At 71.8% G+C, this 21,373-nt stretch carries 21 protein-coding genes, 1 pseudogene and 1 CRISPR repeat array; of the genes and pseudogenes, 16 read left to right on the forward strand and 6 right to left on the reverse strand.

The window, feature by feature from the left end:
- The first annotated feature begins 125 nt into the window (after positions 1-125).
- The 16 genes from miv_RS33225 to miv_RS08230 all read left to right on the forward strand — a co-directional run bounded on the left by miv_RS33225 (position 126) and on the right by miv_RS08230 (position 14,662).
- The gene (locus miv_RS33225; RefSeq protein ID WP_244496404.1) at positions 126-218 is read left to right on the forward strand and encodes a hypothetical protein; all 93 of its coding nucleotides are present in this window, start codon (positions 126-128) and stop codon (positions 216-218) included.
- A 119-nt stretch (positions 219-337) separates the two neighbouring features.
- Positions 338-1,864, forward strand: a complete 1,527-nt coding sequence (locus miv_RS08160) for a hypothetical protein (RefSeq protein ID WP_207182210.1) — start codon at positions 338-340, stop codon at positions 1,862-1,864.
- Complete coding sequence (locus tag miv_RS08165) at positions 1,854-2,507, forward strand: type I-E CRISPR-associated protein Cse2/CasB (protein ID WP_207182211.1); 654 nt, start codon at positions 1,854-1,856, stop codon at positions 2,505-2,507. Before miv_RS08160 ends, miv_RS08165 begins: the two co-directional genes overlap by 11 nt.
- The gene (gene cas7e / locus miv_RS08170) at positions 2,504-3,718 is read left to right on the forward strand and encodes a type I-E CRISPR-associated protein Cas7/Cse4/CasC (RefSeq protein ID WP_207182212.1); all 1,215 of its coding nucleotides are present in this window, start codon (positions 2,504-2,506) and stop codon (positions 3,716-3,718) included. The genes miv_RS08165 and cas7e overlap by 4 nt, the downstream gene beginning before the upstream one ends.
- Before the next feature lie 5 nt (positions 3,719-3,723).
- Positions 3,724-4,533 (forward strand): type I-E CRISPR-associated protein Cas5/CasD, encoded by an 810-nt coding sequence (gene cas5e, locus miv_RS08175; RefSeq protein ID WP_207182213.1) that lies wholly within the window; start codon positions 3,724-3,726, stop codon positions 4,531-4,533.
- A complete protein-coding gene (locus miv_RS08180) occupies positions 4,530-5,360 on the forward strand; it encodes a type I-E CRISPR-associated protein Cas6/Cse3/CasE (protein WP_207182215.1) in 831 nt (276 codons plus the stop codon). The genes cas5e and miv_RS08180 overlap by 4 nt, the downstream gene beginning before the upstream one ends.
- 4 nt (positions 5,361-5,364) lie before the next feature.
- Complete coding sequence (locus tag miv_RS08185; protein WP_207182217.1) at positions 5,365-5,709, forward strand: CRISPR-associated endonuclease Cas1; 345 nt, start codon at positions 5,365-5,367, stop codon at positions 5,707-5,709.
- Positions 5,710-5,724: 15 nt separating this feature from the next.
- Entirely contained in the window at positions 5,725-6,294 is a 570-nt protein-coding gene (locus miv_RS08190) for a CRISPR-associated endonuclease Cas1 (RefSeq protein ID WP_207182219.1), read from the forward strand.
- Positions 6,295-6,313: 19 nt separating this feature from the next.
- The gene (gene cas2e, locus miv_RS08195; protein WP_048428683.1) at positions 6,314-6,685 is read left to right on the forward strand and encodes a type I-E CRISPR-associated endoribonuclease Cas2e; all 372 of its coding nucleotides are present in this window, start codon (positions 6,314-6,316) and stop codon (positions 6,683-6,685) included.
- 22 nt (positions 6,686-6,707) lie between these two features.
- Positions 6,708-7,529: direct repeats of the CRISPR family, unit length 29 nt; unit sequence GGCTCCCCCGCATCCGCGGGGATCGACCC.
- Positions 7,530-7,654: 125 nt separating this feature from the next.
- Complete coding sequence (locus miv_RS08200; protein ID WP_207182221.1) at positions 7,655-8,512, forward strand: hypothetical protein; 858 nt, start codon at positions 7,655-7,657, stop codon at positions 8,510-8,512.
- Positions 8,513-8,524: 12 nt separating this feature from the next.
- Positions 8,525-9,604 (forward strand): DUF2169 family type VI secretion system accessory protein, encoded by a 1,080-nt coding sequence (locus tag miv_RS08205; protein WP_207182223.1) that lies wholly within the window; start codon positions 8,525-8,527, stop codon positions 9,602-9,604.
- A complete protein-coding gene (locus miv_RS08210; protein ID WP_207182226.1) occupies positions 9,601-10,857 on the forward strand; it encodes a DUF4150 domain-containing protein in 1,257 nt (418 codons plus the stop codon). The genes miv_RS08205 and miv_RS08210 overlap by 4 nt, the downstream gene beginning before the upstream one ends.
- A 336-nt stretch (positions 10,858-11,193) precedes the next feature.
- Positions 11,194-11,841, forward strand: coding sequence for a hypothetical protein (locus tag miv_RS08215; protein WP_207182228.1), 648 nt, complete (start codon positions 11,194-11,196; stop codon positions 11,839-11,841).
- Positions 11,838-12,359, forward strand: a complete 522-nt coding sequence (locus miv_RS08220) for a hypothetical protein (protein WP_048426406.1) — start codon at positions 11,838-11,840, stop codon at positions 12,357-12,359. The genes miv_RS08215 and miv_RS08220 overlap by 4 nt, the downstream gene beginning before the upstream one ends.
- 77 nt (positions 12,360-12,436) lie before the next feature.
- Positions 12,437-13,945, forward strand: a complete 1,509-nt coding sequence (locus miv_RS08225) for an RHS repeat protein (RefSeq protein ID WP_207182231.1) — start codon at positions 12,437-12,439, stop codon at positions 13,943-13,945.
- Between the two features lie 24 nt (positions 13,946-13,969).
- Positions 13,970-14,662: an RHS repeat protein gene (locus miv_RS08230; RefSeq protein ID WP_207182233.1), complete on the forward strand. Its 693-nt coding sequence runs from the start codon at positions 13,970-13,972 to the stop codon at positions 14,660-14,662.
- 108 nt (positions 14,663-14,770) lie between these two features.
- Here the strand turns inward: miv_RS08230 and miv_RS08235 are convergent.
- From miv_RS08235 to miv_RS08260, 6 genes and pseudogenes are all read right to left on the reverse strand, one after another.
- A pseudogene (locus miv_RS08235) lies at positions 14,771-15,100 on the reverse strand (transposase); the annotation flags it as partial.
- 174 nt (positions 15,101-15,274) lie between these two features.
- The gene (gene denD / locus miv_RS08240) at positions 15,275-16,258 is read right to left on the reverse strand and encodes a D-erythronate dehydrogenase (RefSeq protein ID WP_058618842.1); all 984 of its coding nucleotides are present in this window, start codon (positions 16,256-16,258) and stop codon (positions 15,275-15,277) included.
- Positions 16,259-16,271: 13 nt separating this feature from the next.
- A complete protein-coding gene (locus tag miv_RS08245; protein ID WP_207182237.1) occupies positions 16,272-17,018 on the reverse strand; it encodes an SDR family oxidoreductase in 747 nt (248 codons plus the stop codon).
- A gap of 55 nt (positions 17,019-17,073) precedes the next feature.
- The gene (locus miv_RS08250; protein WP_207182239.1) at positions 17,074-18,234 is read right to left on the reverse strand and encodes a GNAT family N-acetyltransferase; all 1,161 of its coding nucleotides are present in this window, start codon (positions 18,232-18,234) and stop codon (positions 17,074-17,076) included.
- Positions 18,231-19,082, reverse strand: coding sequence for an isocitrate lyase/PEP mutase family protein (locus tag miv_RS08255; protein WP_048426426.1), 852 nt, complete (start codon positions 19,080-19,082; stop codon positions 18,231-18,233). Before miv_RS08255 ends, miv_RS08250 begins: the two co-directional genes overlap by 4 nt.
- A 95-nt stretch (positions 19,083-19,177) precedes the next feature.
- The gene (locus miv_RS08260; RefSeq protein WP_207182241.1) at positions 19,178-21,142 is read right to left on the reverse strand and encodes a methyl-accepting chemotaxis protein; all 1,965 of its coding nucleotides are present in this window, start codon (positions 21,140-21,142) and stop codon (positions 19,178-19,180) included.
- Positions 21,143-21,373 lie beyond the last annotated feature (231 nt).

Consider the following 21,373-nt stretch of genomic DNA (forward strand, 5'->3'; position numbering starts at 1 on the left):
CTTCTGCGCCTTTCGTCAAGTCGATCGCGCACAGGATGTCGCCGATGAGGTACGAGAAGTTCATGGTCGCTGGAGGGCGAGGATGGCGATGGCACCTTCGTGCCGATAACGGGCGCATCATATCGATGTCGCGCGAGACATACGTCACCGAGCATGCGTGCGATTACTCGATCGCATTAAGTAAATCCTCCTCTGGCGCCCCCGTCTCGCGCCTGTAGCCACATCGGGGCAGGACATCCTGCCCCGAACCGCTCCCTCTCCCGGAGAGGATCGACCGCGTCAGATGGTGGCTGCCGCCATCATGCGGGTCGTTCCCCCGCATCCGCGGGGATCTCACATGCCGATCCGCTATCGCGATCGATCGAGCCAGCCGAGAACAGGCGACCTGTTCGACATCCTGGCCGCCCTGAGCGCCGACGCCGTCGCCGCCTTCCCGGCCTTGCGCCCGCACCAGCGCCAAGCCTGGCACGCCTTCCTGGTCCAGGTCGCGGCGATGGCCTTGCATCGTGCCGGCGCGGCGACGCTGCCGGAGACCGGGGAGGCGTGGCGCCGGCTGCTCCTCGCCCTCACTCCGGACTGGCCGGATGGCGAGGCCTGGGACCTCGTGGTCGAGGATTGGAGCAAGCCGGCCCTGCTCCAGCCGCCGGTGGTCCGACCTGCGAACGCCGCGGAGTACCGGGGGCGGATCGAGGCGCCCGACGGCCTCGATATGCTGGTCACGGCCAAGAACCACGACCTGAAGGCCGAGCGGATGCGGGACGCCGCGGACGACCACTGGCTCTTCGCCCTGGTCAGCCTCCAGACCCAGGAGGGCTTCATGGGGGCCGGCAATTTCGGCATCAGCCGGATGAACGGCGGATTCGGCAGCCGCACGACCGTCGGGCTGCGCCCGCAGGGCAGTCCCGGCGCCGCCTTCCGGCACGATGTCGGCCAGCTCCTGGCCGGAGGGCGCGACGAGATCCTGAAGAGGCAGCCGGCGCTCGCCGCCCGCGACGGGTTGGGCCTCGTCTGGCTCGCTCCGTGGGACGGGCAGGCCTCGCTGGGCTTCGCGGGGCTCGATCCGCTCTACGTCGAGGTGTGCCGGCGCGTGCGGCTGGTGCGGGAGGGCGATCGCCTCATCGCTCGCACCGCCGGCTCGAAGGCGGCCCGGATCGAGGCGAAGGCGCTCACCGGGCGGACCGGGGATCCGTGGGCGCCGGTGCTGAAGGACGGCGAGAAGGCCTACACGCCGACCGGAGCCGGGTTCGGCTACCGGCAGATTGCCCGGCTGATGAACACCGACATCATCGTGCGGCCGGTGCTCGCCACCCCGACCCCGGGCATGCCGGGCACCGGCCTCGCGATCACGATCAGCGCCGTGGTCCGCGGCCAGGGCAAGACCGAGGGCTTCCACGAGCGTCACCTGCCGGTACCGGGCTTCGTCGGTGCCCTGCTGAAACAGCGTGGCGACGCGATCCTCGACCGCACCGGCAAGGTCGCGCAGGAGCGCGCCGACGAGGCCGGGGAACTGGGGCGCATCCTGCGCCACGCCCTCCTGGCGCTGATCCGCGGCGGACGCGACGGCGTGCGGCTCGACGACGAGGCGGCCCAGCGCAAGGCCGCGTCCTGGCAGGCGGCCTATGACGGCCGCGTCGAGGTGGGTTTCTTCGACGACGCATTCTGGAACGAGGTGGCGGAGCGGGACGGGCCGCATCGGATGCCCTGGCGGGGGCGGCTCGCGGGCCTCGCCCGCGCGGTCCTCGCGGAGGCCGCCGAGGCGGCGCCGCGCACCGAGATGCGGCGCATCCGGGCCCGAGCCCAGGCCTCGGACCTGTTCGAGCGCCGGGCCGGCGCGTTCGTGGCGGAGGTGAAGGATGCCGGGTGAGGCCGAACCGATGACCGAGGCGGGCGAGCGGACGGCACGGCGGGCGCCCTCGCTCTCCGCGCAGCTGCGGTCGATCTCCGGCCGGATGCCGGGTCTGCCGACCGGGACCCGGGCGACGCTGCGGCGCCTGGATCCGGCGGCCCCCGGCCGCGGCGTCGATGCGGTGATCCCGCTCCTGATCGCGGCCGGCGTGAACCGGCGCGCCTTCGCCTCCGACGAGGGCTTTCGCCGCTGGGCGCTGATCTGCCACCTGGTCGCGACCCTGGCCGGCACCGCGGCGCGTGAGGTCCACGCGCCGGTGCGGGAGCGCGGGGCCGACGGACAGATGACGGGCCCGCGGCACCGCGAGCGCGAGGCCGGACGCAGGATCCACGCCGCCGGCGTGTCGGAGACGCGACTGATGCGGCTCACCACGGCCCGGGGGCCCGCGCTCGTCGCCCAGGTCGCCCGCCTCGGCCGGTTCCTGGCCGCCGCCGGTTCAATCCCCCTCGACCTCACGCCCCTCGCGCACCTGATCCTGAGCGAAGGCTTGGACGAGACCCGGGCCGACGAGGCCCGCCTCGCGCTCGCCCGCGCCTACTACGCTGCGGAAGCCGGCAACGACCGCGATACCGACCAGATCGACGAGGACGCTCGAGCGTGACCACTCCCCGCTTCATCCAGATCCACTTCCTGGCCTCCTATCCGGGCGTGCTCCTCAACCGCGACGATGCGGGGCTCGCCAAGCGCCTGCCCTTCGGCGGCGCCACCCGCACGCGGATCTCCTCGCAATGCCTGAAGCGCCACTGGCGCATGACCGAGGACGCCCGCGGCCTGCACCGGCTCGCCGAGGAGGTCGGCCTCGAGGCCGAGCGCTCCAAGGTCGCGATCGAACAGGCGGTGACGGATCCGCTGCGCGGCCGGGCCGACAAGGCGGTGGTGGACGCCATCGAGAAGGTCTTCGTGGAGAAGGTCTACGGCGGCAAGGCCGGCGACAAGAAGTCCCGCCAGGCGCTGCTGCTCGGCCGCCCCGAACTCGCCTATCTCGCCGAGAACGCCGCCCGCATCGCCGGGGAGGCGGAGGACGCCAAGGCCGCGGAGGCCGCCGCACAGGCCTTCTTCAAGGACGGCGACGGGAAGGCGAACCTCAAGCAGCTGCGCGAGCAGAACCACCTCGCCCCGGGTCTCGAGAGCGCCCTGTTCGGCCGCATGGTGACCTCCGACGTCCGTGCCAACACCGACGCCGCCATCCACGTCGCCCACGCCTTCACCGTCCATGACGAGCAGCCCGAGCTCGACTATTTCACCGTGGTCGACGACCTCGCCGAGCGCGAGGATGCGGGTGCGGCCGGCGTCTTCGATACCGAGCTGACCTCGGGCCTCTATTATGGATACGTCGTCGTCGACGTGCCGCTCCTGGTCTCGAACCTGACCGGCTGCCCGCGCAAGGCCTGGGCCGGCCTCGACCCGGAGGCGCGCGACCTCGCGGCCCGCGTGGTCGAGAACCTGGTCCACCTCGTCGCCACCGTCAGCCCCGGGGCCAAGCGGGGCTCGACGGCGCCCTACGCCTATGCCGACCTCGTGCTGGTCGAGGCCGGCGAACGCCAGCCGCGCACCCTGGCCAACGCCTTCCGCGATCCCGTCCAGCCGCCCCGGAACCGCCAGGCGCTGGAGGCCGGCGCGACCCTGGCCCGCGAGACCGCCCGGGCGATCGAGCGGGAGATCGAGGGGCTCGACGGGATGTTCGGCCCGCACGAGACCCGGATGCAGGCGGCCCGCGGCGCGGCGCGGCTGCCCGGCATCGACGCGCTGACCCTGCCGGATCTCGCCACCCGTGCCGGCGCGATGGTGCGCCGGGCGCTGATCGCGGGGTAGCGGCCGTGCCGGAGCACCTCGTCCTCCTCCTCGACGCGCCGCTCTGCGCCTTCGGCGGCGACATCATCGACGCCTACGGGGTCGTGCGCGACTTCCCCGGCCGCTCGACGGTCACCGGGCTCCTCGCCAACGCGCTGGGCTACGACCGGGCCGACGGTGCCCTGCTCGACCGGCTGCAAGCCCGCCTCGTCCTGGGCTCCGCCCGGGTGGCGGAGGGCCGGCGGGTGCGCGACTTCCAGACCGCCCGCCTCGGCGCCGGCGACCGGGGCTGGACCACGCGAGGCCGGGTCGAGGGCCGCAGCGGCGGGGCGGCGACCTACGACTCGCCCCATATCCGCTACCGCGATGCCGATGCCGATGCGCTGGTGCTGGTCGTCTTCCACCTCGATCCGCCCGAGGAAAGGCCGACCCTGGCGGAGATCGAGGGCGCCCTCGACCGGCCGGAGCGGCCGCTCTTCATCGGGCGAAAGCCCTGCCTGCCGTCGCGGCCGCTCGTGGCCGGGCGCATCGCATCGAACGACATCCGCACCGCCCTCGATCTTGCCCTCGCTGCGTGCGCGGCAGGCACGGAGCGCTTTCGCCTCCATCCCTCCCGCCTCCGGCAGACGCCCGACGGTTGGCCCCGCTCCGAGCGTCGGGTGCGCGCCCAATGGCCGGCCGACCTGGGGCAGGCCGATCGAGCGCCGGGGGAGCGTGAGCGCCGCCTGGACATGTGCGACGAGCGCGACTGGGTGGTAGGCGTGCATGGCGGCTCGCGCGGGGTGATCGAGGGCCGGCTGTGCCTTCCGGCCCGCACCCACGGAGAAACCCCGTGAGCGGTCCGCTCTTGCACCTCGTGCGCACCGCCGTGGCGCCCGCGGCGTTGCGGATCTTCGCGGCGCATCAGGGTGTCCTCGACGACGATCTCGGCTACGCGCTGCATCTCGCCCTGCGGCGGCGCTTCGGGGCGGCGGCCCCTCAGCCCTGGCGCCTGATGCCAGGCCGCGACGGCGGACCGGACATGCTGCTCGGCTATAGCCACGACAAGGACGCCCTGCGAGCGGCCGATCCCCGTGCGGATGCGCGCCCCGAACGCCCTCCGGACTGGGAGGCGGACTGGCGCGCGGACGACGACGCCGAGAGCGCGTTGGCGGCGATTTTTCCACATCCGTTCGAGACAAAGGCGATGCCACGCTCCTTTGCCGAGGGGGCCGCTTACGGCTTTACCCTGCGGATGCGGCCGGTGGTGCGCTACGGTCCGCGTGCCGCCGCTGCCCGGTCGGCGGCGGACCGCCAGGGCGGCCACGAGCGGGACGCCTTCCTGGCGGCGCTCGAGCAACGCGATCTGGCGGGCGGGAGCGAGGCGAACGATCCCCTGGACCGCGAACCGGTCTACCAAGCCTGGCTGGAACGGCGCATGAGCTCGGCGGCGCGTCTCTCCGCCTTCCGCCTGGTGGCGCATCGGCGCATCCGCACCGTGCGATCCATCCCGCCGGATGCCGCGTCCCGCCGCCGGCCGGGGTTCGCCGGGCCGGAGACCGTGGTGGACGGGGTGCTGACGATCGCCGATCCGGCGGCCTTTATCGCCCTGCTGGGACGCGGGGTGGGGCGGCACGGCGCGTTCGGTTTCGGTATGCTGCTGCTGCGGCCGGCGGGACGATAGCGCCATGCTCCTCGGCCGCCTCGGCCTCGACACGGCCCGCGTCCCCCATGGCGACCGGCACGGCCTCCTCCGGCTCGACCGCGGTCGCCTGGAGGTGGAGGACGGCTGCCTGCGGTTCGTCACTCGAGCCGGGCCGGAGGGCGGCGCGACCCTCGCACCGGGCGACGATCAGATCCCGCATCAGTCGGTCTCGGCCGTGCTGCTCGGCCCGGGCTCCTCGGTGACCCACGATGCCCTTCGACTCCTCGCCCGCCACGGCTGCGCCCTGTGCGCCATCGGTGAGGGGGGCGTACGGCTCGACACGGCGCCGCCGCTCCTGCCGGACACCTCCGCCCTGGCTCGGCGCTAGGTCGAGCTCTGGGCGGTGAAGGCCACGCGCATGGAGGTGGCGCGGCGGATGTACGCCCTGCGCTTCGGCGAGATCGTGCGAACCCGCGACATCGCGGTCCTGCGCGGCATGGAGGGCGGGCGCATCAAGCGGGCCTACGAGCTGGCCGCCGAGCGATTCGGCGTGCCCTGGCGCGGACGCCGCTACGATCGAGCGAACCCCGACAGCGCGGACCTGCCCAACCAGGCCCTCAACCACGCGGCTGTGACGGTGCAGGCCGCCGCCGCCATCGCCGTTGCTGCCACCGGCACGATCCCCCAACTCGGCTTCATCCACGAAGACTCCGGACAGAGCTTCGTCCTCGACATCGCCGACGTGCGGCGCCACGACGTCGTCCTCGACATCGCTTTCGGGGCTGCCAAGGAGGCGACCAAGCGTCCGGAGAGCATCGACCGGCTGGTCCGCCGCAGGGCAGCCGAGCTGTTTCGCCGACGCGAGGTCATCCCGGGTCTGATCGACGCGATCAAGTCCGTCCTGGTGCCTCGGGAGCGGGACGACGCCCCCCAGGCAGAGGTCGGTTCGACGACCGACGCCGAGCCGACGTGAACGCGACGAGGAGAGGGGCATGCCGCTCTGCGTGGTCGTCACCCGCGATGTCGAGGATCGCTACCGGGGCTTCCTGGGATCCGCCATGCTGGAGCTGGCCCCCGGTGTCTACGCCTACCCGCGCATGAGCGCGGGCGTGCGCGATCGTGTCTGGACCGTGCTGTCGGACTGGTACGGCCAGCTCGGCCGTGGCAGCATCGTGATGACCTGGGCGGACACGTCTGCGGCAGGCGCGCTCGGCGTTCGCACGCTCGGCTCGCCGCCCAAGGAGGTGATCGCCCATGAGGGCGTCCTTCTCACCCGCCGTCCGCTGGGCCGCGGAGCGGGGATACCGCCCCTGGCCCAGGAGACGACCCTGGCCCAGGAGACGAGCTCTTTGATAAGTGAATGATGTCAGTATATTGACTGGTAGAGGCTCCCCCGCATCCGCGGGGATCGACCCCGCGACAGGTCGAGGCTCGCCTTGATCGGCGTGGCTCCCCCGCATCCGCGGGGATCGACCCCGTGCAGTCCATCTGCCGCCGCTCGCAATGCCGGCTCCCCCGCATCCGCGGGGATCGACCCTCGACCTTCTGCTCTGCGGCGACCCGGTCGTAGGCTCCCCCGCATCCGCGGGGATCGACCACCCGCGCGACGCCGTCGGAGGCGAGGGTCCGGGGCTCCCCCGCATCCGCGGGGATCGACCCTATTCCTCGGCTCGGGCGGCACTCAACGAAGTGGCTCCCCCGCATCCGCGGGGATCGACCCAGGCCGAGGATGTAGGGGGAGAGCGGCACCGTGGCTCCCCCGCATCCGCGGGGATCGACCCTACTGCCAGATGAGCGTCGGCAGCGGCGGCCTGGCTCCCCCGCATCCGCGGGGATCGACCCCGCGAGGCCGGCGCCTCCCCGGGCTGGGCCGCGGCTCCCCCGCATCCGCGGGGATCGACCCATGCCGGCCAACCCGGTCATGCGGTTCTGCACGGCTCCCTCGCATCCGCGGGGATCGACCCTGGTTGGCGAGAATGATCGGCCCTTCCACAACGGCTCCCCCGCATCCGCGGGGATCGACCGTAGACCTCCTCGGTGTCGAAGGTCTGCATCATGGCTCCCCCGCATCCGCGGGGATCGACCCGATCTTGAAGGCGATGTTGGCGCTGGTAGAAGGGCTCCCCCGCATCCGCGGGGATCGACCCAACCTCCCGAGCCGCGAAGACGTGCTCCGGCAGGCTCCCCCGCATCCGCGGGGATCGACCCCGTGAGATCAACGTCGTCGGGATCGACCTGAGGGCTTCTCCGAGGGCGTGGACGTCATCAAGACTCCTCTGCACCGCGGGGATCGACCCACATTGACGCCTTCGTGCATCCCTGTGACGGCGCGGGTGGACGCCAACCAGGTCGGCAGCGTGGGGGCGAACCACTCGTTCGAGGTGGGGCACAACCAGAACCAGGCGATCGGGGGCTCGCGCTCGCTCACCGTGGGGGCGGTGGGGGGCGCGGCGAGCGCGGCCCTGGCCGCGGCGGTGTCGGCGATGTCGGGGCAGACGGCGGGGCTGCTGGGCCAGGCGATGGGCGTCGCGATGGACGCGATGGGCGCGGCCTCCGGGAACGGCGGGGCGGCGCCGGTCGATGCGGGGGCGCTCGCGGGGCCGGCCGGGACGGGCGGCGGCGATGCCGCGGGCGATCCCGCGGCCTCTGCCCTCGGGGCGCTGGCGGCGGGGTTCGGCGGGCTGGTGGGCGGCGGCGGCATCGGCGGGCTGATCGGCGCGGGCATCGACGGAACCCGGGCCGGGATCAACGACGCGAGCGTGCGCAGCATGCGGACCGCCGGTGGGGCCGGCATGGCGGCGGCGGGCACGGCGCTCGCCGGCCAGGTCGGCGGGATGATGGGCGGCCTGGGCGGCGTGATGAACACGATGGTCACGCGCTTCCAGAACTCCACCACCGGCATCGCCTCGACCGAGCAGGTCGGCGTCAGCAAGGTCGTCAATGTCGGGCAGACGATGCGGGAGAACGTCGGCAAGGCCCACACCCACACGGTCGGCGAGCAGTACGTGATCGAGGTCGGCCAGGAGATGCTGGTCAAGGTCGGCGAGGTGTTCCGGATCGTCGTCGGCGCTTCGACGCTGACCATGGACAAGGACGGCAACGTCACCATCACGGGCAAGACCTTCACCACCGACTTCTCCGACCAGGTGAAGCACTGGGGCAAGGTCATCGACCTCAACCCGTCGCGCTGACGGGGACGTCCGATGCTCATCCGCAACGACACGCCGTTCGCCGCCCTCGGCTTCGGCGACCTGCACCGCGACGGGATCGGGATGGCGGTGGTCGCGGTGCGCGGCCGCTACGACCTCTCCGCCGAGGGCGCGCTCGGCCTCGCCGACACCCAGGCACTCGTGCTCAACGACGTCTATGCCGGCGATCCCCATCGCACGCCGCTCGTGCAGGTCGGGGACCTGATTCCCTACAAGCCCGGCGCCGACGTGACCGTCCTCGGCCACGCCCATGCGCCCGGCGGCCGGCCGGCCCGCTCGTGGACGGTCGCGCTGACGGTGGGCGAGACGCGGGCGGCGCTGCGGGTCCACGGGCCGCGCGCCTGGCAACCGGCGCTGCGCTTCCTGCGGCCGACCTGGAAGCTCGGCCCGGCCGAGCCCGCCACCCGCGTGCCGCTCGACTATCGCCTCGCCGCGGGCGGGCGCATCGTGGGGGATCCGGAGGGCACGATGAGCCCCGACAACCCGATCGGCCCGGGGCAGCTGCACCGGGACTGGAGCCCGGTCGGCCGCGTGCTGCCGGCGCCCCGGATCGAGGCGCCGGAGGCGGCCCTCGCCGATCCCTTCACGGTCGCGCGCCCGGCCGGCTTCGGCCCGGTGCCGCCGTTCTGGCGCTGGCGCGAGGGGCATTGCGGCACCCGCGACGAGGCGTGGCTTCGCGAGCGCTGCCCGCAGATGCCGGCGGATTTCGACTACCGTTTCTTCCAGACCGCCCCGCCCGCCCTGGTCCGGCCACGCCTCCACGGCGACGAGACCGTGCGGCTCGACGGGCTGGTGCCGGGCGGGGCGCTGGCGTTCCGGTTGCCCGGGCTGGTGCCGGTGGCCCACCACGCCTGGTTCGACGGCCGGGCCGTGTCGGCGCGGCTGCACCTCGACGGGGTGCATCTCGACCTGCGGGCGGAGGCGCCGCCCTGGCGGGTGGACCTGACCTGGCGCGGCTGGGTGGCGCGCTGCCCGGCCTATCACGGAGCGGTGCTGGCGGTGCTGCCGCTGGCCGAAGCGGCGGGCCTGGCGGTGTCGGGCGAGCACGGGCTGAGCGCGGAGGCGGGGGCATGAGCCTGCCGCGGGAGGGCTCGCGGACGGTTCGCGAGGGGATCGTCGTCGCGGAGGCGATGGACTGGTGCCGCTCGCCGACCGCGATCGTGCCCTACAGGATCTACACGCATCATCAGGTGGAGGGGGCGGGCACCGCCGACAGCGTGCGCCAGACCGACGAGCGCTCGCACGTGCGGGGCTCGCTGATCCGGCAGTGCTACGGCGACGAGCCGGGGGTTGGCGGGGGCGTGAGGTCGGGGACGCGGGGGGCGGAGTGCGAGCCCAAGACGTGGTCGTCGAGCGTGCGGGCGGAAGGGCGCCCCATGGTGCGCCACGACGACGAGTGGTGGATGAACCACAGGAACACGTATGGGCGTCTGACTTACGTCAAGGATGCCAAGCGCTACGAGACGCCGGAGGAGAAGGAGATCACGCCGCGGATGCCGGGTGCGTCCGGGCCGCCGGGCGAGACGGCGAGCGACGCGAGGCCGGATGCGGTTCGTCCGGGCGCGCACTACGCGCAACTGGCGGTGCCGATGCCGGGTCCCGTTCCGGTGCCGATGCCGGTGCCGCCGATCCCGCAGGGGCAGGGAACGGCGGCGGCGGATGCGGTGTGGAAGGGCATCAAGGGACTGAAACCCGAGGAAGGGGAGACGTTCTCGGACTACATGCAGCGGCCGCTGTACAATCTCGGGATAAAGAAGAAGAAAGAAAAGTCAGGAACGAAATCGGGAACGGGCAGCGTCCGTATCAGTGCGCGGGATCGCCAACGGAAATGCCCTTGCACCGTCGAGCCCTACTCGAAGCAGAAGACGGCCTGCCAGGTCGAATGCCCCGGGTCGCAGGCGCACCACATCGTCCCGGATTATCTTCTCGGGGCGAGCAACTGGAAGATGCGGGAGAGGGGCGACCGCCTCTACGCCAACGATGGAAGTCGCTTGACGTCGTTCGGCGATGGACCCGCGATCTGCCTGATCGGCAACAAGTCGACCCAGGGAACTCCCCATAACGCCGCCCATGGGGGAGACGGCGAAATCCAGTCCAAGGCTGCCGACAACGGTGGGGTGCTTTCCCTCGGTGAGGGCGTTGACATCTCGGTGTCGCACGCCCTCGCGGCGAGACCGGAATGCAGCGGCGAAATCCTGACGAAGACTTATGACGAATATGGGAGGTTCGATCCGGACACGCCGATTAGAGGTACCAAAAATCCGATCGGCAAAGATAGCGCAACATCAAAGTTGTTAAATATTGTCAAGCCAGGAACAGAGAGATAATGTTCATTCAAAATGAAAACGCAATATTTGTTGACGTGCATGAAATGTGGTCGACGTCTTGGTATTTCTGCTGATCCGGAGGAAAACAATACATATTCATCTTTCACACGATTTTGTGTCTACGATCACCATGATCGAGGCGAAAACAAGTAGGGATCGTTTGCGCTTGATAGCTGCGTTCAGAGCGTCACTATTATTCAGCTCGAAGGAGTAGAGTACGCTGGATTCTGTGTCGTTTCGGCTGAAGGCGATGTTGGTTATTTTTCATTTCCGACCATTTCCGAACGCATACCCGAGACGGGCATACATGCGCCGGACTCCAAATACTTCGGGCGGATGCAGGACATCCAGGAGATCGGCGACAGCCTGTTTGCCCGCGGAGACGGCCTGCAGTTCTACAGGCGCAACCGCTACGGGGACGGGACCTGGCACTGCCTCGCGCCCGACCTGCGCCAGCCGCCCGGAACGCCGGCCTCCGCCTACTGCATCATGCCCCGCATCAACGGTCCCCACGAGCGCGCGGTCTACGCCGTCGGACAGCGCGGATCGATCTACTTCTGGAACGGCGAGACCGTCCGGAAGCTCGACTGCCCCGTCCGCTCCACCCTCATCGACATCCACGTCGAGTCCGACGACGCGATCTGGATCTGCGGCGGCGACGGCACCCTGCTCAAGGGCAACCACAGGACCGGGTTCCGGCTCTGCCCCGGCACCGGCCTCGGCACGACGCTGTTCCAGCGCATGACGATGTACGACGGCACGCTCTATCTCGCGGCCAGCGGCGGCGATCCGTTCGGCCTCTTCACCTATCGCGACGGACGCATCGCCCCGGTCCGTACCGGGCTGCAGCCCGAGATCGCCGACCCGCACTTCGTCGACAGCGCGCACGGGGTCCTGTGGGCGATGAGCATCAAGGACATCGTCCGCTTCGACGGCCATGCCTGGGAGCGGATCGACTTCCCCGGTCATCCGCCGATCCGATGAGCGCGCCGTCCGAGCGGCCCGAGGCCCGGGCCTGGAGCGACCGGCTGGCCGGTCTCGTCTGGTGCACCGGCATCGCGGACCAACTGCCCGAGATCGGCGCCTGGCTCGGCCAGCCGGCCGGGACCTTTCCGCCGTCGCGCCCCGAGCGCTTCGCCCTCTACGCCGCGCCCGAGCGCGGGGTGGCCCTGCGCCTGCACTATCCCTTCTGGGACAGGGCGACCACGTGCGATCCCGACCAGTGGCTCATCGCCGACGTGACGTTCGATCCGCTGCGGGCGCCTCTGCCGTTCGATCTGGAGGCCGAGGGCGAGACGGTCGAGAGCGCCACGGGCAAGCTCGACCCCGACCGTGACGATTTCCCGGCGACGCGGACCAGCACGTTCTACCTCGACGACGACCGCGCCGTGACGATCGTGTTCCTCGAGGGCGGCCGGGGGATCGAGACCCTGCGCGTGACGCGGTTGTACGGGGCGGTGCGGTTTCCGCCACGCTCCGGCTCCGCCGTCCCCGGTCGGTGAGATCGACGGGCAGATCATCGACGGGTCGTGGCGCGTGCGGGCGGAAGGGGTGCCCTGGCGCGCCACGACGACGAGTGGTGGGTGAACCATGGGGAGAACCACCGTCTGGCGGCCGATGCGCGCCGCACGGACCCGTCTCCGTCGCCACCGGCGAATACCTCGAGACCTGGCACGACTTCCTGATTCCGGCGACGCTGCCCTTCGACGGGGCGCGCTACATGGGCCTCAAGCTGCCCCTGCCCGCGGGCTATGCGAGCCCCCTCGGCCCCTGCCAGATCTCGATGTTCGACGAGATCGTCGCCAACCCGGAGCCCGGCCCGCTCGACTTTCACCGGGCCGACGGCAAGGTCGTCAGCTTCGACCGGCCGTTCAACTTCCTCGCCAGCCACAATGCCGGCTGCCCCCATCTCGACCTGCGCGCCCCCTGGCTGCGCCAGCTCGAGCTGCGCGACCGCCGCCTGATCAAGCATTTCCGCCAGGACGAGGACGACATCTACCGCCTCGTGCGGATCGAGGATCTGGACGGCCACGCCATCACCTTCCTGCGCGACGCCGACGGGGTGCTGGAGCGGGCCGAGGGCACCGACGGGCTGGCGCTCGCCTTCACGAACGACGAACGCGGCCGGCGCACCGGCATCGCGCTGATCAGCACCGACGGCTCGCGCCTGGACCTCGCCCGCTACGCCTACGACGCCAAGGGCCGCATGACCGAGGCGGACTGCGCCTTCGGCATGTCGGTCGCGTATCTCTGGGAGCCCGACAGCGACCTGCTGGCCGCCTGGCACAACCGCACCCGCCGCTCGCAGTCGCGCTTCACCTACGATGCCGAGGGACGCGTCGTCCACACCGCCACCAACGGCCTCTGGCACGACGACCGCTTCGCCTACGACCGGGACAAGCGCGAGACGACCTACCTGCCCGGCGGGGCCGAGGCCCTCGCCCAACGCTTCACCTACGACGAGCACCACAACGTCACCGCCGAGACCGACGCCCTCGGCCACACCGTCTCCCGCACCTTCGACGCCGCCGGCTTCGAGACCGCCCTCACCGATCCCAACGGCCACACCACCACCACGACCTACGACCTCTGGGGCAACCCGAAGAGCGTCGTCGATCCGGAAGGCCGCAGCACCGAGTACGGCTGGGTGCCGGAGGGCCAGCTCGACCTCGTCGTCGACGGCGCAGGCCACGTCCGCCGCTACGAGCACGACGAACACGCCAACGTCGTCGAGGAGATCGACGCCGAGGGGAACGTCACCCGCCACGCGCGCGACGCGGGCGGGCGCATCGTCCGCACCACCTTTCCGGATGGAAGCGAGGAGCGACGCAGCTACGACGCGTTCGGGCGGCTTTCCACCCTCACCGACCCGCGCGGCGGCACCAGCACTTACGCCTACGACGCGTTCGGCCGCCAGGTCGCGCTCACCGATCCGGCCGGCCACACCACCCGCTTCGCCTACGAGGCCGGCGCCGGAGGATTCGCCACCCCCACCACCCTGGTGCGCCCCGACGGGGTGAGCGTCAGCCGCACCTTCGCCGAGGACGGGGTGCTGGCCTCGGTCAGCGACGGCGAGGGCCGGACCTGACGCTACGCTTACGGCGCCTTCGACGTGCTCCAGGCGATCGAGGACCCCCGCGGCGGGCGCCTGACGCTGACCCACGACGGCGAGGGCCGGGTGATCGCGGTCACCAACCAGACCGGGCATGTCTACCACCTGATCCGCGACGCCGCCGGCCGGGTGGTGGCGGAGGAGGATTTCGACGGACGGCGCACGGAGTATACCCGCGATCCGGCCGGGCGGGTGACGCAGACGCGCAAGCCCGACGGGTCGCGGCTCACCTACGCCTACGACCGTTCCGACCGGCTGACCGCGATCCGCACCTACGCCGCCGAGGATCCCGAGGGCGGGCGTCCGCGCGATGAAACGCATCTGCGCTACGACGGCCGCGGCCTGCTGGTCGAGGCGTCGAGCCGGGCGGCGCGGGTGGTGCTGGAGCGGGACGGCAACGGCCGGATCGTGGCCGAGACGACGAACGGGCGCCGGGTCGAGAGCCGCCTCGACGGGCTCGGGCGGCGGATCGAACGGCGGATCGGGGCGGGTCAGCCGGGGGCGAGCCTAGTGCGGATCGGGCGCGATCCCCTCGGGGCCCTGGCCTCGCTGACCATCGACGACCACGCGCCGCTGGCGTTCACCCGCGACCCGCTCGGGCGGGAGACGCGGCGGGCCTCCGCGAAAGGCTTCGTGCTGGAGCAGGCCTTCGGACCCGGTCGGGCAGCTGCGCCACCAGCGGGCGGGCCGTGAGGGCCAAGCGGGCAGGTCTTACGCCTGGGACAGGGCCGGCGCGCCGACGCTGATCGACGACGCATTGTTCGGCCCGGCGGCCTACCGCTACGACGGCAACGGCCCGAAGGCGCGAGCGTTGTCCCGGCGGAACGCCGCGATCGTATCGTGATCGGGATGCTGGTCGGCGGCAACGAACCGCGCGCCGATGTCGCGGTAGGTGGCCCGTTCGGGGCGCCGCGACGAGACGATGCCGTTGGCGTAGATCAGCAGACCGAGCATCAGCCGGGGATGGGACTGGGCCTTGCCAGCGCCGCGATGGTTGATCCCGAACGCATCGAGCGCAACGCGTTCGACGGTGGCGACGACGTGCGCCAGATCGTCCTCCGCCACCCAGTCCGCCAGGTCAGGGGGGAGGAGGAACCGCTGCTGGCGGCTGTAGGGTCGCAGGACGGTCATGGCCGCACGCTACGCCGACCTGGCGGGACGCGCCTGTCAAAACCGCTGGAAAGCCTGCGAAGCCAACAGGTTGGCAGCAAAGAACGGCGACCGTGCCAGCCTGCCGAATCCGACAGGCTGCCAGCCGCCCGCGGGGAGAGGGGGGAACCCGCGCTCTGCCTACCAAGCCAATCCTTACGTCGGCACCTTTCCGCCCAGCTCGTCCTCGATATGCGCCCGCACGATGGCGTCGAAGTCCGGCTCGGCCTGGAAGCCCAGCTCCAGCGCCCGCCGGGCGTCGAAGGTGCGGGGCCAGCCGGCGACGATGCGCTCGATGGTGGGGTCGGGCTCGCGGCGGATGCGGGCGACCGCGGAATCACCCGCGGCCCGGCGCAGGGCCTCGATCTGCTCGGCGACGGTCGCGCCGACGCCCGGCATGGTCAGGTTGCGGCGGTCGCCGAGGCGCTGGGTGTCGATCGTCGCGGCGTGGATCAGGAAACCGACCGCCGAGCGCGGCGAGGCGTGCCAATGGCGGACCTGGTCGGAGACCGGCAGCACGGCCTCCTGGCCGGCCAGCGGCTCGCGGATGATGCCGGAGAAGAAGCCGGACGCCGCCTTGTTGGGCTTGCCCGGCCGCACGCAGATGGTGGGGAGCCGAATGCCGACGCCGTCGAAGATGCCGCGGCGCGAATAGTCGGAGAGCAGCAATTCGCCGATCGCCTTCTGGGTGCCGTAGCTGGTGAGCGGCGCCGTCAGGTACTCGTCGGGGATGGGCTCGGGCATCGGCGCGCCGAAGACGGCCACCGACGAGGTGAAGACGAAGCGGGGCTTGTAGCCCTCGCCGATCGCCCGCACCGCGTCGTAGAGACGGCGGGTGCCGTCGAGGTTGATCCGGTAGCCCTTGTCGAAATCGGCCTCCGCCTCGCCGGACACGATGGCCGCAAGGTGGAAGATCACGTCCGGACGGCCGGCGACCAGGCGCTCGGCCTCGCCGGGCTCGGAGAAGTCTGACGCCGAGAGCGAGACCGGGATTTTTGTTCCGGCCGGCGCCTCGGGCGGCACCACGTCGTGCAGGGTCAGGCGCGAGATCGTCTCGCCACCGAGGGAGCCGTCCTTGACCAGCCGGTCGAGGAGCTTGCGGCCGACCATGCCGGCGGCGCCGAGGATGAGGATATGCATCGAACCGTCTCCCTCAGAGGGTGAAGCCGCCATCGGCGATATAGCACTGGCCGGTGGTGAAGCGGGACTCGTCCGAGGCGAGGTAGACCGCGAGCGCGCCCATCTCCTCCGTCGTGCCGAGCCGGCCCATCGGCTGGCGGTCGATGAAGGCCTGGCGGGCCTCGTCGACCGAGGTCTTGTTCATCGAGGCCAGCGCCGCGATGCGCTCGTCCAGTGAAGGCGACTGGATGGTGCCGGGGCAGATCGCGTTCGCCCGCACGCCGCTGCGGATGAAGTCCCGCGCCACCGCCTTGGTGAGGCCGACCACCGCCGCCTTCGAAGCGCCGTAGACGTAGCGGTTGGGTGCCGTGGCATCCGCTCCGACCGCCGACGCGATGTTGACGATCGAGCCATTGCCGCGCTCCAGCATGCCGGGCAGGAAGGCCCGGATGGTGCGGTGCATCGAGCGCACGTTGAGGTCGAAGGCCAGCTCCCACTCGGCATCGGTGCAGTCGAGGATGGTGCCGTGATGCACGAAGCCGGCGGCGTTCACCAGCACGTCGACCGGGCCGGCGCCTTTGGCGAAGTCCGCCACCGCCGCGTCCGAGCGCACGTCGAGGGAGGCGGCTTGCGCGCCCGTCAAGCCCTCGAGCTTGCCCGCGTCGAGATCGGTCGCCAGAACCTCGGCGCCCTCGGCCAGGAAGGCCGCCGCGATGGCGCGTCCGATCCCCTGGCCCGCCGCCGTCACGACCGCGCGCTTGCCCGTCAGCCGTCCCGCCATGTTCATCCTCCCGTCGTGTCGTGCCCCGCTCGATCGGCGGGGCTTGGTCTGTCGCTCAGCCGAGGCGCTTGTGCATGTGCACCAGGCGTCGGTCGGTCAGGGTCTCGACCCGCGCGGTGGCGTAGCCCCGCCGGGCGTACCAGTCGATGTTCCGCACGAGCTTGTCCCCGGTGTAGAGCCGCAGCTCCACGAGGTCGAGGTCCCGCGCCCGACTCTCGGCCGCCGCCAGCAGGGTATTGCCGAGGCCCGAGCCCTGATGCGCCGGATCGACCGCGACGCTCCAGAGCATCAGGTGGTCGGGCTGCGGATCGAGCACCAGGGCGCCGGCGGGCTCCCCCTCGTGGTCGGCGAGCCAGACCTCGTAGCGCCCCAGGACCTCGGCGGCGGGGGTGAGGAGCGGCACCGGCTCGACGCCCAGCAGCGGGCGGTTCGGCGCGTAGGCGGCGTTCTGCAGGGCCGCGAGGGCGGGCGCGTCGGCGGTCGTCGCCCGGCGCAAGGCGTGCCCCGGGATCGTCGCCCGGGTCAGCGCGCCGAGGCGCAGGGACTGGCCGCCCTCGAGGTTTTTGGGCGAGAGCCAGCGGTCGAAGCCCTGGCGGATCTGCGGCCACTCGCCGTCGAGCATCGAGAACCACGTCGTGTCGCGGTTGCGGCCCTTCACGATCACCGCCTGGCGAAACAGCCCCTCGTAGGAGAAGCCGAGGCGCGCGGCGGCGCTTCGCGACGGCGCGTTGAGGGCGTTGCACTTCCACTCGTAGCGGCGATAGCCGAGGTCGAAGACGTATCCGGCGAGGAGCCGCATCGCCTCGGTGGCGCCGGCCGTGCGCTGCAAGGCCGGGGTGTAGAGGATGTTGCCGACCTCGATCACCCGGTTGGCCCGGTCGATCCGCATCAGCGAGGCGTGGCCGATCGCCTTGCGGCTCCCGGCATCGAGGATGGCGTAGAACAGGGGATCGCTGGAAGCCTCACAGGCCACGAGATAGGCCTGGAAGCTCTCGCGGTCGTCGAACGGACCAGCGGCCATGTATTGCCAGAGCGCTTCCTTGCCGGGGCCGACCGCCCCTTCGGCGAGGTCGGCGCCGTGGACGTCCGCGTTCAGCGGGACGACCAGGACGTGGCGACCGTTCAGGCGGATCTGCTCCGGCCCGGGCGCCGGGCTGGTCTCGGCGACGGGGTGGCCGATCGGCTGGCCGGTGACGGGATCGCGATCGGGATTCATGCGCCTCCTCGCTCCTTCAGGTCCTGTCGGAAGAAGCCGTTGATCTCCGAGAAGCTGACCGAGCCGTCGAAGCCGCCGAAGCTGCCCTCGTCGTGGATGCGCCGGGCGGCGCGGATGAAGCCGGTCCAGGCCGCCCGCGCCAGCGACGAGCCGACGCTGATCCGGCGCACGCCGAGCGCTTCGAGATCCGCGACCTTGAGGCCGGGATTGGTGCTCATCAGGATGTTGACCGGCACCGGCGCCAGGGCCTCGACGAGCGTCCGGATTTCTTCGCGCCGCTTCGGGCCCGGCGCGTAGACCACGTCGGCTCCGGCCTCGGCATAGGCCTGGAGCCGGCGGATCGCCTCCGGCAGCGGCTCGGCATGGCCGGTGAGGTAGCATTCGGCCCGGCCGGTCAGCAGAACGCCGCCGCCCGCGGCGTCGATCGCCGCGCGGGCGGCGCGGATGCGCTCCGCGCCCTCGGCGATGTCGTAGAGCGGCCGGGCGGGATCGCCGGTGGCGTCCTCGATCGACAGGCCGGCGACCCCGGTGGCGACGCAGGAACGGACGTTGCGGGCGACGCCCTCGGGATCGTGCGCGTAGCCGGATTCGAAATCGGCGTTCACCGGCAGGTCGGTGGCGGCGACGATCTCGGCGATATGGGCGAGCATCGCGTCGAGGGGGACCGCCCAGTCGGTGTCCGGCAGCGCCCGGGTGAAGGCGAAGCCGGAACTGGTGGTGGCGAGCGCCGGAAACCCCATCGCCGCGAGGTAGCGGCTGGTGCCGATGTCCCAGGGGTTCGGCATCACGAAGCAGCCGCCCTCGTGGAGCCGCCGGAAGGCGGCGCGGCGCGCGGCGAAGTCGGTCATCGGGGACGTCTCGCGGGAATCGGTGTCCCACAGTTCCATAGGGCGCCGGCCGCTGTAAACCGCCGCCGACCGGGCTCCCGCCCCGCGCGTGGGTCTCAGGCCGCCCGGATCGAGGCGATGAAGCCCGCGACCTCGGCCCCGAGATGCTCGGACTGGCGCGCGAGCGCGGAAGCCGCCGCCAGGACCTCGGCGGCCGCCGCGCCGGTCTCCTCGGAATCCTGGGCCACGCCGGTGATGGTGCGGGTCACCTCGCCGGTACCGGAGGAGGCCTGGGTCACGTTGCGGACGATCTCCTGCACGGCATCGCCCTGTTGGGCGACCGCCGCCGCGATCTCGCCGGCCCCGGCATCGATCTCGCGGATGCGCGCCGTGATCGTGCCGATCGCCGCGACCGCCCGGCCCGCCACGGCCTGGATCCGGTCGATCTGCTCGCCGATCTCGTCGGTGGCCCGGGCGGTCTGGGTGGCGAGCGCCTTCACCTCCGCCGCCACGACCGCGAAGCCGCGTCCCGCCTCGCCGGCGCGGGCCGCCTCGATCGTAGCGTTCAGCGCCAGGAGATTGGTCTGGGCCGCGATCGAGGCGATCACTCCGACGACATCGCCGACCCGTGCCACCGTCCCGTTCAGGGCCTGGACCAGCGCCCCGGTCTCGTCGGTCTCGGCCACGGCGCGGCGGGCGAGGTCGGCCGAGCCCGCCACCTGCCGCCCGATCACCGCCACCGAGGCGCCGAACTGCTCCGTCGCCGAGGAGACGGCGGCCACGTTCTGCGCCGTCTCCTCGGCGGCCGCCGCCACGGTCACGGAGCGCCCCGCGGTTCCGGTGGCGATGGCGCTCATCGTGCGGGCGGTGTCCTGCAGCGCGTCCGCCGAGACGGCGACCGACGCCGCGACCCCGCCGACGGCCCGTTCGAAGCGGTCGGCCATCTCCCGGAACGCGGCCCTGCGCTCCGCCTCGCCGCGGGATCGCTGGGCCGCCTGCTCAACGACCAGCCGGGCATTCTCCGTCATCCCGGCATGGAAGACCGCGAAGGCCCGGCCGATGGCGCCGATCTCGTCCTGGCGCCGGGATGGCGGCACGCCGACCGAGAGGTCGCCGCCGGCGACCCGGCCCATCGCCCCGGCCAGATGCCGGAGCGGGATCGTGATGCGCCGGCCGACCCACCAGGACAGGGCGCCGGCGCACAGGACCACGAAGGCAATGCAGCCGAGCATCACGCGGCCGGTCTGCGTTCGCGAGGTCGTCACCGCGGCCTGGGCCTGTCGCCGCTCTTCCTCGGCGAGCTGCCCCACCTCGGCCAGCCGTGGCGCGAGGCGCGCGTGGATCGTCCGGAGGTCGTCGGCCTCTTCCTTCAGGCTGCCGGCGCCGACGAGATAGGCCATGAAGCCGTCCCGGTAGGTGCCGAGCAGGCCCGCGATCTCGGCCTTGTCCACCTGCGGCAGGGCCGATGCCGCCAGGGCCGCCTCGAACTCGGCGGCCCGCGCCCGCAGCTCGTCGCCGTAGGTGTCCTCGCCGCGCAGCATGAAGTCCTTCTCGTGCCGCCGCATCATCAGCATCAGCGTGGTCAGGCGCGTCTCCTGGACCCGCGCCAGGCGCCGCTCGATGGCGTGCACCGCCTGGCGCAACCGTCCCTGGAGCCCCTCCTTCTCGGTGAAGCCGAGGGTGCGCTGGGCCGCCGCCACGTTCTCGAAGCGCGTGGCATAGACGTTCAGGCCCGCCCGCAGCCCGTCGGCCGCCCTGAGCGGCGCCTCCGCCGGCAGGAGGGCGACCCGGCGCTCGATCTCGTCCAGGTGCGTGGCTGCCCGGGCGAGCCGGTCGTGACGCGCGGCGATGAGCGCGTCGCGCCGGTTCAGCAGGAAGTCGGTCTCGATCTGGTGGGCCTGCTGCACCTCCTCGGCCATCGCCGCGACGAGGCCCGCGAGGGCGGCGGCGCGGTCGGCCTCGTCCTGGAGACGTTCCTGATTATGCGCGCCGAGGCCGAAGATGAGGCCGACGAGAAGGACGCCGCCGACGCCCAACGCCGCGATTTGTGCACGCAACCCGACGTTGGGAAACCCGAACATCACGTGACCGCCCTCCCGGAGGAATGACGGTCTTATTAGCCGGGAAAGCGTTAAGATCCGATGCCGCGCGCCCGAGGACTGATGTCGCAAGTCTTCGCGCGTCGGCGGGGTGTTGCGACATTGTAAGATCTTGTTCCGGTCGTGCGCGCGACCCCTGATCGCCGCCCGAGGCCGCGGGTGCCCCGTCCGGGCGGCCGGACGGGGCTTGAGCGTCAGTGCACGGGCGTCAGT

Source organism: Methylobacterium indicum (assembly GCF_017347565.1).
Taxonomy (GTDB): domain Bacteria; phylum Pseudomonadota; class Alphaproteobacteria; order Rhizobiales; family Beijerinckiaceae; genus Methylobacterium; species Methylobacterium indicum.

What these genes read in the sequence shown, in the direction of transcription:
- miv_RS08245 (WP_207182237.1), bottom strand. Translation starts at nt 17,018, where the DNA reads ATGGCGGGACGGCTGACGGGCAAGCGCGCGGTCGTGACGGCGGCGGGC.
- miv_RS08185 (WP_207182217.1), top strand. Translation starts at nt 5,365, where the DNA reads ATGCTCCTCGGCCGCCTCGGCCTCGACACGGCCCGCGTCCCCCATGGC.
- cas2e (WP_048428683.1), top strand. Translation starts at nt 6,314, where the DNA reads ATGCCGCTCTGCGTGGTCGTCACCCGCGATGTCGAGGATCGCTACCGG.
- miv_RS08220 (WP_048426406.1), top strand. Translation starts at nt 11,838, where the DNA reads ATGAGCGCGCCGTCCGAGCGGCCCGAGGCCCGGGCCTGGAGCGACCGG.
- miv_RS08160 (WP_207182210.1), top strand. Translation starts at nt 338, where the DNA reads ATGCCGATCCGCTATCGCGATCGATCGAGCCAGCCGAGAACAGGCGAC.
- miv_RS08205 (WP_207182223.1), top strand. Translation starts at nt 8,525, where the DNA reads ATGCTCATCCGCAACGACACGCCGTTCGCCGCCCTCGGCTTCGGCGAC.
- miv_RS08210 (WP_207182226.1), top strand. Translation starts at nt 9,601, where the DNA reads ATGAGCCTGCCGCGGGAGGGCTCGCGGACGGTTCGCGAGGGGATCGTC.
- miv_RS33225 (WP_244496404.1), top strand. Translation starts at nt 126, where the DNA reads ATGTCGCGCGAGACATACGTCACCGAGCATGCGTGCGATTACTCGATC.
- miv_RS08260 (WP_207182241.1), bottom strand. Translation starts at nt 21,142, where the DNA reads ATGTTCGGGTTTCCCAACGTCGGGTTGCGTGCACAAATCGCGGCGTTG.
- miv_RS08215 (WP_207182228.1), top strand. Translation starts at nt 11,194, where the DNA reads ATGCAGGACATCCAGGAGATCGGCGACAGCCTGTTTGCCCGCGGAGAC.
- denD (WP_058618842.1), bottom strand. Translation starts at nt 16,258, where the DNA reads ATGCATATCCTCATCCTCGGCGCCGCCGGCATGGTCGGCCGCAAGCTC.
- miv_RS08255 (WP_048426426.1), bottom strand. Translation starts at nt 19,082, where the DNA reads ATGACCGACTTCGCCGCGCGCCGCGCCGCCTTCCGGCGGCTCCACGAG.
- miv_RS08165 (WP_207182211.1), top strand. Translation starts at nt 1,854, where the DNA reads ATGCCGGGTGAGGCCGAACCGATGACCGAGGCGGGCGAGCGGACGGCA.
- miv_RS08250 (WP_207182239.1), bottom strand. Translation starts at nt 18,234, where the DNA reads ATGAATCCCGATCGCGATCCCGTCACCGGCCAGCCGATCGGCCACCCC.